Here is a 13,859-nt window from a genome sequence, read left to right on the forward strand (position 1 = left end):
CGTGCGCCTCTGGCTGAAGGACTCCGAGCGGCGGCCCGACCCGCCGGTCGTGCACACCGATGACCGCAAGCCGATGGTCGTCGGGATCATCGCCTGGGTCGTCGCGCTCGTCGTGCTGGTGGTCTTCCAGCAGGCCGTGCTCGACCGCGGCTGGGGCTGGTGGTTCGCCACCTGCGCCATCGGGATCGTGTTCGGGCTGATCGGCCTCGTCTACGTGCAGCGCCGCGGGCGGCAGATCAGGCGCTAGCGCCTGTCGTCGTCCTCGTCGTCGGAGTCGTCGTCCTCGTCCGAGTCGTCGTCGGAGTCGTCGTCCTCGTCGTCGGAGTCGTCCTCCTCATCGGAGTCGTCGTCCTCGTCGGAGTCTTCGTCGTCCTCGTCGTCCGAGTCCTCGTCGTCCTCGTCGTCCGAGTCCGCATCGTCCGAGTCCTCGAGCTGGTCGACGTCCACGCCGTCGAGCTCCTCGTCGTCCTCGTCGTCGAGGTCCTCCTCGTCGAGCTCGTCGTCCACTTCGGCCGACTCGTCGTCGTCGGACTCGCCTGCCTCGTGCTCCGCGGCCTCCTGGGCGGCGCGGTACTCGGCCAGGCGGTCGGCCCACGGCACCCACTCGGGCGCGAGGAGCGCCGTGTCACCGGGGGTGAGCTCCGTCTCGAGTACGGTCGGCTCGGCATCCGGGAGTTGCGCCACGCTCACGGTCCAGCGCCACCCTGAGTAGCCGGGCATGATCGCGTCGAAATGGATCGAGACGACGTGGTCGCCCTCGTCCTCGACGGCGAGGCGGGCGCCGACCGTGTGCGGCTTCGTGATCTCGGCGAGCGCGCGGCGGGCGAGCTGCTCGACCGCCTCAGAGACCGAGACGGCGTCAGACATCCAGGTCGTCCGCGACACGGCGGAGCACGGCGGCGATCTTGCGGGAGTGCGAGTCGTCGGGGTAGCGGCCGCGGCGGAGGTTCGCGCCCAGGCCGTCGAGCAGCTTGACGAGGTCCTCCACGATGATCGCCATGTCGTCGGCGTTCTTGCGGGCGAGCTTCGCGCGGCTGACGGGCGCCTCGAGCACGCGCACGGAGAGCGCCTGGGTGCCGCGCTTGCCGGCGACCACGCCGTACTCCAGCCGTGCGCCGGCCTTCACCGAGGCGCCGGCAGGCAGGGCCGACGCGTGCAGGAAGACCTCCTGGCCGTCATCACCCGTGATGAAGCCGAAGCCCTTGTCCTCGTCGTAGAACTTGACCTTGCCGGTAGGCATGCTGAAACTCCTCGTTGCTGATCGTTCTCCAGCCTAGGCTCACCACGCGGCGCGGGGGCGGACGCGCCTCTATCCTTGACGCGTGGCGGCGAGAACGATCAATCGTAGCGAGCGGATCCTGGTGTACATGGCCGCAGCGGTGATCGCCGTCTCGATCCTCGACATCGTGGGCCTGCTCGTGGCCGCGGGGCTCGGCGTGGCCGTCACCTCCCCGGTGCTCGTGCTGCTGCCCGCCGCCGGCCTGCCCATCGGCATGCTCCTGCTCGTCGCGGTCACGGTACTGATGGCGGTGCGCCGCCGTCGCGAGACGCGGGAGTCGGCCGGCTGAGCCGGCGGCCATGACCGACGTCCTCACGCTGGCCGCACGGCTGCGGGAACTCGACGACGACCGCCTCCGCCGGGTGATCGAGGCCCGGGGCATCCGCTCGTCCGGCATCGACGACGTGTTCGACCTCGCCGAGGCGCTCTCGACCCCGAGCGCGGTGCAGCAGGCACTCACGCGGGTCGACCGTCCGACGCTCGCCGCCGTGCAGCATCCGGATGCCGCCGACGAGGGCACCCTCGCCGCGGCGGAAGCCGCCCTGCTGGTGACCCCGCCGCCCGCGAAGCCGTACGACGCCGTCGCGGAGCGGCTCGCCGCGTGGCCCGCCGAGGGGCTGCCCGCCTCGTTCGACGGCGAGCCCCCGGCATTTCTGGAGCGCGAGGGCGAGCCCGCCGACCGCCTAGCTGCGGAGCGCGCGTTCACCGCGACCGCCGCGGTGGCCGACCTCGCCTTCGAGCTGGAGCGCGAACCGGCACGGGAGCTCGCCAAGGGCGGCCTCGCACAGCCCGAACTGAAGCGCCTCGCGACGCTCGTCGGCGCCGAGCCGGAGCACGTCGCCCGGTACGCCGCGCTCGCGGCCGCGGCGGGCCTCGTCGCCTCGGGCGAGGGACTGCTGGCCGCGACGGATGCCGCCGAGTCCTTCCTCTCCGCCACCCCGCGCGCCCGCTGGCGCACGCTCGCGACCGCGTGGCTCGCGCAGCTGCCGAGCGGCATCCTGCCCCTGCTCGCGGCACATCCGGGCGGCGAGTGGGCCGCCGGACTGCCGGATGCCGCGGCGTGGCTCTTCCCCGCCGCGGGCGAGCGCCTCGCCCGCGAGGTCGCCGACGTGCTCGCCCTCGCGGAACTCCTCGGCGTCACCGCGGAGGGCTCCCCCTCCACGGCCGGCGCTCGGCTCGTGACGGGCGAGACCGACGACGCGGCTGACGCGCTCGACTTCCCCGCCAGCGGCGACAGCGTCTACCTCCTGCCCGACCTCACGGTGGTCTCGCCGGGCCCGCTCGAGGCGGGCCTCGACGCGCGACTCCGGCTGCTCGCAGACGTTGAGGCGCGCGGCCTCGCGCCGACCTTCCGCATCTCCGGCCCGAGCCTCATCCGCGCACTCGCGTCGGGTGAGAGCGTCGACGAACTGCAGGGCTTCCTCGAACGGATCTCGCTCACCGGACTCCCCCAGCCGCTCGAGTACCTGCTGCGCGAGACCGCCGAGCGCTACGGCAGCGTGCGCGTCGCCCCCGACCCCTCCGGCGAGGCCGACCGGCGCTCGCGGATCGAGGCCGACTCCCCCGCCGTGCTCGAGCAGCTCGCCGTCGACCAGGCGCTCGGCGCGCTCCGGCTGCGCCGAGACGGCTCCGGGCTCGTCACCCGCCTCGACCCCGACGTCGTGTTCTGGTCGCTCGCCGACGCCAAGTACCCCGTGGCGGCCGTCGACGCCGAGGGCCGCCCCGTGCACCTGCGGCGGGAGCCGCCGCGGCGCCCCGCGGCATCCGTGCCGGTCGATCACGCCGCGGTCATCCTCGAGAAGCTGCACACCGCCCCGGCCGAACCGGAACAGGGCGACTCCGCCTGGGTCGCCCGTCAGCTCGACGCCGCGGTGCGCGCGAAGTCGGTCGTCACGGTCGCGGTGGAACTACCCGGCGGCAAGCTCGTCGAACTCACCCTGGAACCGGCGAGCGTCGCCGGCGGGCGGCTGCGCGGCCGCGACCGGGGGGCCGACGTCGAGCGCACCTTGCCGCTGTCGAGCATCCGCTCGGTCGTCCCCGCCGGCTGACCGGGGCAAGCGAAAGGCCCGCCCGGCGAGCTGCCGGACGGGCCTTCTACGGATGACGGGGCGTCAGCCGTTCGCGTGGGCCTCGAGCCAGGGCTGCGGGTCGACCTGGGTCTCGTCGACGCGGAGCTCGAAGTGCAGGTGCGCGCCGGTCGAGACGCCGGTGTTGCCCACGGCGCCGATCTGCTGGCCGGCCGAGACGAAGTCGCCGACCGACACCGTGATCGAGCCGAACTGCATGTGCGCGTAGCCGGACTGCACGACCTGGCCGTCGACGACGTGATCGATGAGCACCCAGTTGCCGTAGCCGCTGTCGCTGACCTGCACCTCCGAGACGACGCCGTCGGCGATCGCGCTGATGGGGTAGCCGGAGCCGGGGGTGAAGTCGATGCCCTTGTGGTTCGACGAGCACGCGGCGCAGGGGGCGTCGCGGAGGCCGAAGCCGGCGCTGATCGGCGAGGCGCCGACCGGCCAGACGACGAGGTCGCTCGTCGCGGCGGCGTCGAAGCCCTCGGCGTTGGCGATGAACTCCTCCACCTCGTCGACCGTGTAGTTACTGCGCTCGGCGGTGAGGCCGCCGGTGCCGGCGACGGTGGTGAGCTCCTGGGCGGCGATCTCCTGGTAGGCGACCTCGCTCTCGCCCGACGTCGTCGTGATGAACGCGTTGGCGGGGATCGTCGTGGCGACGAGGAGACCGGCGGCGAACGTCATCGCGATGGGCGCGATGGCCTTCGACAGGAAGCTCGTGCGCGGCTCGCGGCGAGCGGCCGGCTCGGGGACGGGGTGCGGGTTCGGGCGGTACGTGGAACGGCGGCGGCGGGTGCGCTCCGTGGCAATCGCTTCTTTGCGGGTGACGGCCGGAACGTTGTGGAACTCGTTCAGGGTGTTTCTCCGTGGATAAGCGGACAGGCGCTGGTGCGCCCGAACGGACACTCAACCGTATGGGAAAGATCACGATTTTGCATCGTTTGGCATGTCCTGAGTGAACCCTGGATGGTTTTGTAGGGCTGTGGAGGGGGTATACCCGGCCGTACCAGGGGCTTCCGACCTAGACTGGCCCGCTATGACTTCCGCCCTCGGCCCCCTCATCGTGCAGAGCGACCGCACCGTCCTGCTCGAGGTAGCGAACCCGCAGGCCGAGGACGCGCGGCACGATCTCGCCGTTTTCGCCGAGCTCGAGCGCGCACCCGAGCACATCCACACCTACCGCATCACGCGACTCGGGCTGTGGAACGCGCGTGCGGCCGGCCACGAGGCCGAGGACATGATCGCGACGCTCGAGAAGTACTCGAAGTTCCCCATTCCGCAGTCGGTCGCCGTCGACATCCGCGAGACAGTCGGGCGCTACGGCCGCCTCGTGATCGAGCGCGACGACGAGGGCGAGCTGACGCTGTCGTCGACGGACCCCGCGGTGCTGAGCGAGGTCACCCGCAACAAGCGCATCGGACCGCTGCTCGGCGTCCGGCGCACCTCCACGCTGTGGTCGCTGCAGCCGTGGGCGCGCGGGCAGATCAAGCAGGAGCTGGTGAAGATCGGCTGGCCCGCCGAGGACCTCGCCGGCTACACCCCTGGCACGCCGCACGACATCGATCTGCTCGAGAACGGCTGGTCGCTGCGGGAGTACCAGCAGAAGGCCGTCGACAACTTCTTCGAGGGCGGCTCTGGCGTCGTCGTGCTGCCCTGCGGCGCCGGGAAGACCCTCGTCGGCGCCGGGGCCATGGCCACCGCGAAGACGAACACGCTGATCCTCGTCACCAACACGGTCTCGGCACGCCAGTGGCGCAACGAGCTGCTCAAGCGCACGAGCCTCACCGAGGAGGAGATCGGCGAGTACTCCGGGCAGGTGAAGGAGGTCAAGCCGGTCACGATCGCGACCTACCAGATCCTCACCGCCAAGCGCGGCGGCAAGTACGCCCACCTCGAGCTGCTCGACGCGCTCGACTGGGGACTCGTGGTCTACGACGAGGTGCACCTGCTCCCCGCCCCGGTGTTCAAGCTCACCGCAGAGCTGCAGGCGCGCCGCCGGCTCGGGCTCACGGCGACGCTCGTGCGCGAGGACGGCCGCGAGGGCGACGTGTTCAGCCTCATCGGCCCGAAGCGCTTCGACGCGCCCTGGAAGGAGATCGAAGCCCAGGGCTACATCTCCCCCGCCAGCTGCTACGAGGTGCGCATCGACCTGCCCCAGGACGAGCGGCTCGAGTACGCCGCGTCGGCCGACGACGAGCGCTACCGTCTCGCCGCCACCGCGCCCGCGAAGCTCGGGGTCGTGCGCGACCTCGTGAAGAAGCACGAGGGCGAGCAGATCCTCGTGATCGGGCAGTACCTCGAGCAGATCGACGCGCTGGCCGAGGCGCTCGACGCCCCGCAGCTCACCGGGTCGACGCCAGTCGACGAGCGCGAGCGGCTGTTCCAGGCGTTCCGCGAGGGCAGCGTGAAGGTGCTCGTCGTGTCGAAGGTCGCGAACTTCTCGGTCGACCTTCCCGAGGCGACCGTCGCGATCCAGGTCTCCGGGTCCTTCGGTTCGCGCCAGGAGGAGGCCCAGCGCCTCGGTCGCCTGCTGCGCCCCAAGGAGTCCGGCCTGCCCGCGAACTTCTACACGCTCGTCGCGCGGGACACCGTCGACCAGGAGTTCGCGCAGAACCGGCAGCGCTTCCTCGCCGAGCAGGGCTACAGCTACGAGATCCTCGACGGCGACGCGATCGCGGCGTAGCAAGAAGGAACGCGGATTTCGCCGAGCGGCGGCACAGGTGAGGCATCCGGCGCTCGTCGGGGTCGCTCTGCGGAGACATCCGCCGGTCTCGATCACGCCTCGCGTGCAGCTCCCAGATTACATCCAGGGAACGCGCAGATACTACTTTCCATGACCGACGGGCCCCGCATCCTCATCGTTGACGACGAACCCAACATCCGCGATCTCCTCACCACGAGTCTGCGATTCGCGGGATTCGCCGTGCGCGCTGTCGGAAACGGTGCCCAGGCGATCTCGGCGGTGCTCGAGGAGGAGCCGGACCTCATCATCCTCGACGTCATGCTGCCCGACATGAACGGCTTCGGCGTGACCAAGCGCCTGCGCTCGTCGGGCTACACCTCGCCGATCCTGTTCCTCACCGCCAAGGACGACACCGAGGACAAGATCACCGGCCTCACCGTCGGTGGTGACGACTACGTCACCAAGCCGTTCAGCCTCGACGAGATCGTCGCGCGCATCAAGGCGATCCTGCGCCGCACGATGCACGACGAGGAGGACGCGATCATCCGCGCCGGCGAGCTGACGATGGACCAGGACACCCACGAGGTGACCATCGGCGACACGCAGATCGAGCTCTCCCCCACCGAGTTCAAACTGCTGCGCTACCTCATGCTCAACCCCAACCGCGTGCTGTCGAAGGCGCAGATCCTCGACCACGTGTGGGAGTACGACTTCAACGGTGACGCGGGCATCGTCGAGTCGTACATCTCGTACCTGCGCCGCAAGCTCGACCAGTTCTCGTCGGAGCCGATCATCCAGACCAAGCGCGGGTTCGGGTACATGCTCAAGGCAGCAAGGGTGTGAGTCTCAGCTCCTCCACGCACGCGTCACTGTCGCGCTGGTGGAACGGGGTCTCCCTCACCACCAAGATCACGGGCGTCACCGTGTTCGTCGCGGCCATCAGCCTGCTCGTCGCCGGCATCGGCACGATGACGGTGCTGCGCACCTACCTGATCAACCAGGTCGACAGCCAGGTCGTCGTCGCGGGGCGCGACCTGCAGGGGCAGACGATCTCCCTCGAGGAGGATCAGGAGAGCTGCGCCTCCCCGTCGTCGCTGAACAACTACTACGTCGCCGTGCTCGACGGTGACGGCACCCTCGTCTGCGACAACATCGAGTCGCCGAACTCGGCGGCGCATCCGGATGTCTCGGACATCACCCTCGACACGCTGCCGACGGCCGACTCGCCGATCAGCGTCAGCAACGACCGCGGCTCCACGCAGTGGCGCGTGCTCGCGGTGCCGGCGACCATCTCGAACGGCGACCTCGGAATCATCCTCGTCGGGATGAACCTCGATCCGACGAACCGCACGATCGCGCAGTACTCGATCATCTTCTTCACGTTCGGGCTCGCCGTCGTGATCCTCGGCGCTGCCGCGACGCGGCTGCTCGTGACCTCGACGTTCGCGCCGCTGCGCAAGGTGGAGGAGACCGCCGCTCGATTCGCGGACGGCGACTTCAGCCAGCGCCTCTCGGGCGCGACTCCGAACACCGAGGTCGGCCGGCTGAACCGGTCGCTCAACCTCATGCTCAACAGGATCGACCGGGCCTTCGCCGACCGCGCGAAGACCATCGATCAGATGCGCCGCTTCGTCGGCGACGCGAGCCACGAACTCCGCACCCCCCTCGTCTCTGTGCGCGGCTACGCCGAGCTGTACCGCATGGGCGCGATCCAGAAGCCGGAGGACGTCGCCCAGGCGATGGACCGAATCGAGAAGGAAGCGATCCGGATGGGCGAGCTCGTGCGCGACCTGCTCGAGCTCGCGCGCCTCGACGAGGGCAAGGGCAAGCTGCAGCTCGCTCCCGTCGACCTCGTGCCGCTGGCGCAGGATGCCGCGCGTGACGCGATGGCCGCCTTCCCCGACCGCACCGTGAGCGTCGTCGAGCTCGAACCGCCGGAGTTCGAGCCCGACCTGCCCGACGAGCCCGAGGAGGGCCTCCGCGGCGACCAGGTGACCGGGCGCATCCGCGTGAGCTCGACCCTCGCTCGGCTCCGCGCCCGTCGCGGCCGGGGGCCGAAGGTGCTCGCCGAGCCGCCCGTGGAGCCGACACCGCCGCCGGCGACCGGTCGCGCGATCGTGCTCGCGGAGGAGAACAAGCTGCGTCAGGTCATCACGAACCTGATGGGCAACGCGATGCGCTTCACCCAGCCGGGCTCCCCCATCGAGATCGGCGTCCGTGCCGACCCGGCGCGGGGGCTCGCCCTGCTCGACGTCATCGACCACGGCGAGGGCATCCCGCCGCAGATCCGCGACAAGATCTTCCAGCGCTTCTGGCGGGCCGACTCGTCGCGCAACCGCGACACGGGCGGCAGCGGCCTCGGCCTCGCGATCGTCGCGAGCATCGTGGCGTCGCACGGCGGCGCGGTCGACGTGTTCGAGACGCCGGGTGGCGGGGCGACGTTCCAAGTGTCGCTGCCCCTCCTCCCCAGCGAGTCGCGGCCGGAGCAGTCCACCGAGCACGAGGAGCCGGGCACTCCCGCTGCTGTCGAGGCCTAGCGTTCCCTCGAGTCGCCCGGGCGGTCCGGGCGGGAACGGGTGGACCATGAGCAGCTATCAGGTGGACAGCGACGCCGTGCTCGCGACGACGTCGTCCGTGACGGCGACGACCGGGCGTATCGCCGCGGAGGTCGCGGCGCTCTACGCACAGCTCGTCGACCTTCAGTCGACCTGGTCCGGAGCGGCCTCGAGCGCGTTCCAGGCCGTCGCGGCCGACTGGAAGGCGACGCAGGCGCGGGTCGAGGCGAACCTCGAGGCGATCAACACCGCCCTCGCGACGGCGGGGCGGCAGTACGCCGAGATCGAGCAGTCGAACACGCGGCTGTTCCTGTAGCGCGGAGCTGCGAGCTTCGGGTGCCCTGGAAACGCCGAAGGGCGGCTCCCTTTCGGGAACCGCCCTCCGTGCGTTGTGCGTCGGACTTAGAAGTCCATGCCACCCGTGGGGTCGCCGGCCGGGGCCGGGTTCTTCTCGGGCTTGTCGGCGACGACGGCCTCGGTGGTGAGGAAGAGGCCCGCGATCGACGCGGCGTTGAGCAGCGCGGAGCGGGTGACCTTCACCGGGTCGTTGATGCCGGCGGCGAGCATGTCGACGTACTCACCGGTCGCGGCGTTGAGGCCCTGACCGACGGGGAGGTTGCGCACCTTCTCGACGACGACACCGGGCTCGAGACCGGCGTTCAGCGCGATCTGCTTGAGCGGCGCCTCGATGGCGACCTTGACGATGTTCGCACCGGTCGCCTCGTCGCCCTGCACGTCGAGGGTCTCGAAGGCGGTCTTGCCGGCCTGGATGAGGGCCACACCACCACCGGCGACGATGCCCTCCTCGACGGCGGCCTTCGCGTTGCGGACGGCGTCCTCGATGCGGTGCTTGCGCTCCTTGAGCTCGACCTCGGTCGCGGCACCCGCCTTGATGACGGCGACGCCACCGGCGAGCTTCGCGAGGCGCTCCTGGAGCTTCTCGCGGTCGTAGTCGCTGTCGGTCGCCTCGATCTCGGCGCGGATCTGCTTGACGCGGCCCGCGATCTGGTCGGCGTCGCCGGCACCCTCGACGATCGTGGTCTCGTCCTTGGTGATGACGACCTTGCGGGCACGGCCGAGCAGGTCGAGGGTCGCGTTCTCGAGCTTGAGACCGACCTCCTCGCTGATGACCTGGCCACCGGTGAGGATGGCGATGTCCTGCAGCTGGGCCTTGCGGCGGTCACCGAAGCCGGGGGCCTTGACGGCGACCGACTTGAAGATGCCGCGGATCTTGTTCACGACGAGAGTCGCGAGCGCCTCGCCGTCGACGTCCTCGGCGATGATGAGCAGCTGCTTGCCGCTCTGGATCACCTTGTCGACGATGGGGAGCAGGTCCTTGATGTTCGAGATCTTGGAGTTCGCGATGAGGATGTAGGGGTCCTCGAACACGGCCTCCTGGCGCTCCGGGTCGGTCACGAAGTACGCCGACAGGTAGCCCTTGTCGAAGCGCATGCCCTCGGTGAGCTCGAGCTCGGTGCCGAAGGTGTTCGACTCCTCGACGGTGACGACACCCTCCTTGCCGACCTTGTCGATCGCCTCGGCGATGAGCTCGCCGATGGTGGTGTCAGCGGCCGAGATCGACGCGGTCGCGGCGATCTCCTCCTTGGTCTCGATCTCCTTGGCGCCGGCGAGCAGCTGCTCCGAGACGGCCTGCGTGGCCTTCTCGATACCGCGCTTCAGGGCGATGGGGTCGGCACCGGCGGCCACGTTGCGGAGGCCCTCGCGGACGAGCGCCTGGGCGAGCACGACCGAGGTCGTGGTGCCGTCACCGGCGACGTCGTCGGTCTTCTTGGCGACCTCCTTGACCAGCTCGGCGCCGATCTTCTCGTACGGGTCGTCGAGCTCGATCTCCTTGGCGATGGAGACACCGTCGTTCGTGATCGTGGGCGCGCCCCACTTCTTCTCGAGAACGACGTTGCGACCGCGGGGGCCGAGGGTGACCCGCACCGCGTCGGCCAGGGTGTTCAGGCCGCGCTCGAGGCCGCGACGGGCCTCCTCCTCAAAAGCAATGATCTTCGCCATTGTGTTTCTCGTCCCTCCCGGACGTCAGATGGTGGGAGTGTCTCTGGCACTCAACTGAAGGGAGTGCCAATCGATTCTGGCACTCACGGGATTCGAGTGCAAGCGAGGCACCGGGAGGCGGCTTAACGAGCGACGCCGCCCACGACACGTGGACGGCGTCACCGGAAGATCGGTGTCAGACGACGCGGACGGACTCCGCCTGCGGCCCCTTGGACCCACTTCCCACCTCGAAGGCGACGGCCTGTCCCTCTTCGAGCACCTTGTAGCCGGACATATCGATGGCCGAGTAGTGGACGAACACGTCGCCGCCCCCACCGTCCATGGTGATGAATCCGTAGCCCTTCTCAGCGTTGAACCACTTCACGGTCCCCTGCGCCATGTGTTACTCCTCGTTCCGGTCTGAGCCGGATGCCGCGACCAGAGCCAGATGCTATCGGTTCACTGTTGCCAGACAAGGTCCAAATGGGCTTCGGCGTCGCTCTCTTACGCCGAGTTGACACGGCGGAAACACAGCCGAAACAACCGACCGTCGGAAGCCCTGGTGGGAGCGGGTTTCCGGCCCTGTGGCATCCGAGGGTCAGGACGGCAGTTCGAAGTCCGCCCCGAGTACGACGGTGACGGATGCCCCGGGGAACGCCGCGCTCTGCTGCACCGCCGCGACGCCGAGCTGCTCGGCGACGCCGCGGGCGATGCCGGCGTTGACCTCGTCGTAGTAGTAGACGGCCGAGGTAGGGACGTCGTTCTCGGAGGCGTTCGTGCGGGTCTCGACGACCCAGCCCTGCTCCTCGAGGTAGTCGCCCGCCTCGGCGGCGAGCCCGGCCGTGGTCGTGCCGTTGAGCATCGTGATGCTGATTTCGTCGAAATCGATCGTGCTCGGGTCAGTGACGACCTCGTCCGGCTCGTCCGTCGGCAGGGGCGTCGCGGACTCGGCCGGCGCGGCCGACGCGGACGCGGACGGCGACGCCGACTCTCCCGCGAGGTCGGGCAGTTCGAAGTTGACCTGCGAGTTCAGCTGCGCGAGCACGAGCAGGCCGATGACGACGAGGATGCCGCTCGCGAGCGCGGCCCACGCGAAGCCGATCCATCCACGGCCGGGCGGCGGCGGGGCGCGGTGCGCACCGGTCCTGGCGAGATCCTCGGGGATCTCGTCGAACCGGTCCTTGGGGTAACGCTCCGCCATCCGTGGTCCTAGTTCTCTGCTCGGCCGGGGCGGCGCAGCGAGCGGGAGGCCCTGGCCGCCGTCCGGGCGGCGCGCATGCGCTGGAGGCGCCCGACGAGCATGGGGTCGTGGATCACCGCGGCCGGGGTGTCGATCACGGCGTTGAGCAACTGATAGTAGCGGGCGGTCGAGAGGCCGAACTCGGCGCGGATGGCCTCCTCCTTCGCCCCGGCACTCCGCCAGGAGCGCCGCTCGAAGTCGAGGATCAGCCGGTCGCGCTCGGGGAGCTCGGGCCGCGGGGCTCGCTCGTGCGCAGCGCTCACCGCCCTCCCTTCCACGTTCCGGATGCTAACGGCGGGTGTCCCCCGCTCCGCGGACCCGCCCCGGCCAGTCGGCGGCCCGGCCGGGTCCGAATCCCAGGAGACGCACCGGCGGCATCCGGAACAGGTGTCACGGCACGGGTGTTGGACCCGGTGAGACGCAAGGAGGACTCATGGATTACAAGGTCACCAAGAGCGAGACGGAGTGGCGCGAGCTGCTCGGGCCGCAGAAGTACTCGATCCTGCGCCAGGCCGGCACCGAGCGCCCTTTCACCGGCGCCCTGCTCGACGAGAAGCGGCCCGGCACCTACGCCTGTGGCGCGTGCGGCGCTCCTCTGTTCAAGAGCGACACCAAGTTCGAGTCGGGCAGTGGCTGGCCGAGCTTCTGGGCGGCGATCGATCCCGACGCGGTGCAGCTCGTCACCGATCGCACCTTCGGGATGGTGCGCACCGAGATCCGCTGCGCCGCGTGCGGCAGCCACCTGGGGCACCTGTTCGACGACGCATACCAGACGCCCACGGGCGACCGGTACTGCATGAACTCGGCGAGCTTGAGCTTCCAGCCTGAGTGACGGGGCCCGTCGGGTGCGGCGGATGCCTCGCATCCGCTGCACCTAGACTGGTGCCGCCTCGCCGGCTTGGCGCAATTGGTAGCGCATCCGACTTGTAATCGGAAGGTTACGGGTTCAAGTCCCGTAGCCGGCTCTCATCCAGCCTCACACCGAGGCGAGCCACAGCACCCGCTCCTCGAGCCAGGTGCGGAACCGGTCGAGCGACCAGCCCGTGCGCGTCACGAGGTGCAGGAACGTCGCCGCCGAGAGCAGCAGGTGGATCTCCGCGACGGTGTCGTCGTCCATGCCGAGCCCCTCGAGCACCGCGTCGAGCGGGCGGTTGCGCAGCTCGATTGCCTCGCGGATCGTGCGCCGCACGTTCGGGTCGGCGTGAGCCGCTGCCTCGAGAGCGTGCCACAGCGTGGCGGTGCGCTCGTTCGCCTCGACGCTCACCCGCACTCCCAGCAGGAGCTGCTGACGCGGCGGCAGCGAGGTGGTTCCCTTCGGCAGCTTCACCCCGTCCAGGCGGCGGGCGAAGGCGGCGAGCAGGATCGCGGACTTCGGGCCGGCGTTGTGGGCCGTCTGAATGGACACCTCGGCTCTCTCCGCGATGTCCTTCATCGTCGTGATGGCGTAGCCCTGCTCGGCGAAGAGCTCGGCCGCGGCGTCGAGGATGCGGCCGCGCGTCGCCGCGGCCTCCGCTGACCGCACCGGCGAGTAGTAGGCGCGCGTGCTCGTCGAGGTGCTCATCTCCACTCCCATCTGCTCGGTGCCGTGACGCTAACCAGCGCGTCGGGGGTGCCGATAGAAGACACGCGACTTCCGCTTCGCCTTCGACGTTCCGCGGATGCCGAAGCCGGATCGCGCAAGACGCACGCCCGCAGGACGGTCGCCGCGCCCGGCGAGCTGAGCGCGACGCGCGCACCGAATCGGGCCGGCCTATGGGAGCCGGCTGTTCGCGCCGCTAGCCGCGGCATCGCCGAATCACGGGAAACAGAAGGGCTCCCGACCGACCCGAATCGGCGGGAGCCCTCTCGGCAGCCGGACGCTGGGCATCGACGGCACCGATGATCTCCGTACCTGCTAACCCGAATAGCAGGTGCGAGGAAACATGAGTAAAGCACGACTCGAGGCGCCGTGACAGTCCTCCGTCGGCAAATCCCGGTGACATGGCAAGGCCCCGCTCCTGTCCAGGAGCGGGGCCTTTCGGGGTCGGAT

16 protein-coding genes and 1 tRNA gene are annotated in these 13,859 nt (G+C 70.0%); 9 read left to right on the plus strand and 8 right to left on the minus strand.

Translation table 11 applies throughout. The features are described from left to right. Nucleotide 1 precedes the first annotated feature (1 nt). On the plus strand, nucleotides 2-247 hold the full coding sequence (locus tag JUB10_RS02710) for a DUF2530 domain-containing protein (protein ID WP_207454046.1): 246 nt from the start codon (nucleotides 2-4) through the stop codon (nucleotides 245-247). Here the strand turns inward: JUB10_RS02710 and JUB10_RS02715 are convergent. Continuing rightward, complete coding sequence (locus JUB10_RS02715; RefSeq protein WP_207454048.1) at nucleotides 244-867, minus strand: DUF3027 domain-containing protein; 624 nt, start codon at nucleotides 865-867, stop codon at nucleotides 244-246. The two genes, JUB10_RS02710 and JUB10_RS02715, sit on opposite strands and share 4 nt — an antisense overlap. Continuing rightward, nucleotides 860-1,240, minus strand: a complete 381-nt coding sequence (locus JUB10_RS02720) for a cold-shock protein (protein WP_207454050.1) — start codon at nucleotides 1,238-1,240, stop codon at nucleotides 860-862. Before JUB10_RS02720 ends, JUB10_RS02715 begins: the two co-directional genes overlap by 8 nt. Nucleotides 1,241-1,367: 127 nt before the next feature. Here JUB10_RS02720 and JUB10_RS02725 point away from each other — a divergent pair, with 127 nt between their 5' ends. Together JUB10_RS02725 and JUB10_RS02730 are read left to right on the plus strand one after the other, a co-directional pair. After that, a complete protein-coding gene (locus tag JUB10_RS02725) occupies nucleotides 1,368-1,568 on the plus strand; it encodes a hypothetical protein (RefSeq protein WP_207454052.1) in 201 nt (66 codons plus the stop codon). A 10-nt stretch (nucleotides 1,569-1,578) separates the two neighbouring features. After that, on the plus strand, nucleotides 1,579-3,327 hold the full coding sequence (locus tag JUB10_RS02730; RefSeq protein ID WP_207454054.1) for a helicase-associated domain-containing protein: 1,749 nt from the start codon (nucleotides 1,579-1,581) through the stop codon (nucleotides 3,325-3,327). Between the two features lie 63 nt (nucleotides 3,328-3,390). On the opposite strand, the gene JUB10_RS02735 is transcribed toward JUB10_RS02730, so the two are convergent. Then, nucleotides 3,391-4,257 (minus strand): M23 family metallopeptidase, encoded by an 867-nt coding sequence (locus tag JUB10_RS02735; protein WP_207454055.1) that lies wholly within the window; start codon nucleotides 4,255-4,257, stop codon nucleotides 3,391-3,393. A gap of 130 nt (nucleotides 4,258-4,387) precedes the next feature. Here JUB10_RS02735 and JUB10_RS02740 point away from each other — a divergent pair, with 130 nt between their 5' ends. From JUB10_RS02740 to JUB10_RS02755, 4 genes are all read left to right on the plus strand, one after another. Beyond that, nucleotides 4,388-6,034, plus strand: a complete 1,647-nt coding sequence (locus JUB10_RS02740) for a DNA repair helicase XPB (protein ID WP_207454056.1) — start codon at nucleotides 4,388-4,390, stop codon at nucleotides 6,032-6,034. A 150-nt stretch (nucleotides 6,035-6,184) separates the two neighbouring features. Beyond that, complete coding sequence (locus JUB10_RS02745) at nucleotides 6,185-6,877, plus strand: response regulator transcription factor (protein WP_207454057.1); 693 nt, start codon at nucleotides 6,185-6,187, stop codon at nucleotides 6,875-6,877. After that, complete coding sequence (locus tag JUB10_RS02750) at nucleotides 6,874-8,571, plus strand: sensor histidine kinase (protein ID WP_307859060.1); 1,698 nt, start codon at nucleotides 6,874-6,876, stop codon at nucleotides 8,569-8,571. Before JUB10_RS02745 ends, JUB10_RS02750 begins: the two co-directional genes overlap by 4 nt. 46 nt (nucleotides 8,572-8,617) lie before the next feature. Next, nucleotides 8,618-8,905 carry a WXG100 family type VII secretion target gene (locus JUB10_RS02755; protein WP_207454058.1) on the plus strand — a complete coding sequence of 96 codons (288 nt, stop codon included), beginning with the start codon at nucleotides 8,618-8,620 and terminating at the stop codon, nucleotides 8,903-8,905. An 86-nt stretch (nucleotides 8,906-8,991) separates the two neighbouring features. Here the strand turns inward: JUB10_RS02755 and groL are convergent, their stop codons facing one another. From groL to JUB10_RS02775, 4 genes are all read right to left on the minus strand, one after another. Further along, entirely contained in the window at nucleotides 8,992-10,611 is a 1,620-nt protein-coding gene (gene groL / locus JUB10_RS02760) for a chaperonin GroEL (RefSeq protein WP_207454059.1), read from the minus strand. 175 nt (nucleotides 10,612-10,786) lie between these two features. Continuing rightward, on the minus strand, nucleotides 10,787-10,990 hold the full coding sequence (locus tag JUB10_RS02765; protein WP_207454060.1) for a cold-shock protein: 204 nt from the start codon (nucleotides 10,988-10,990) through the stop codon (nucleotides 10,787-10,789). Between the two features lie 198 nt (nucleotides 10,991-11,188). Further along, entirely contained in the window at nucleotides 11,189-11,791 is a 603-nt protein-coding gene (locus tag JUB10_RS02770; protein WP_207454061.1) for a LytR C-terminal domain-containing protein, read from the minus strand. An 8-nt stretch (nucleotides 11,792-11,799) separates the two neighbouring features. Beyond that, complete coding sequence (locus tag JUB10_RS02775; RefSeq protein WP_307859061.1) at nucleotides 11,800-12,093, minus strand: DUF3263 domain-containing protein; 294 nt, start codon at nucleotides 12,091-12,093, stop codon at nucleotides 11,800-11,802. A 170-nt stretch (nucleotides 12,094-12,263) separates the two neighbouring features. On the opposite strand from JUB10_RS02775, the gene msrB reads away from it, so the two are divergent. Together msrB and JUB10_RS02785 are read left to right on the plus strand one after the other, a co-directional pair. Further along, nucleotides 12,264-12,662: a peptide-methionine (R)-S-oxide reductase MsrB gene (gene msrB / locus JUB10_RS02780; protein ID WP_207454062.1), complete on the plus strand. Its 399-nt coding sequence runs from the start codon at nucleotides 12,264-12,266 to the stop codon at nucleotides 12,660-12,662. Between the two features lie 60 nt (nucleotides 12,663-12,722). Continuing rightward, a tRNA-Thr gene (locus JUB10_RS02785) sits at nucleotides 12,723-12,795 on the plus strand. An 11-nt stretch (nucleotides 12,796-12,806) separates the two neighbouring features. Here JUB10_RS02785 and JUB10_RS02790 read toward each other — a convergent pair. Next, complete coding sequence (locus JUB10_RS02790) at nucleotides 12,807-13,391, minus strand: TetR/AcrR family transcriptional regulator (protein ID WP_207454064.1); 585 nt, start codon at nucleotides 13,389-13,391, stop codon at nucleotides 12,807-12,809. Nucleotides 13,392-13,859: the final 468 nt, after the last annotated feature.

Origin of the sequence: Desertivibrio insolitus (genome assembly GCF_017355965.1) — a bacterium.
Classification (GTDB): Bacteria; Actinomycetota; Actinomycetes; order Actinomycetales; family Microbacteriaceae; genus JAFIQW01.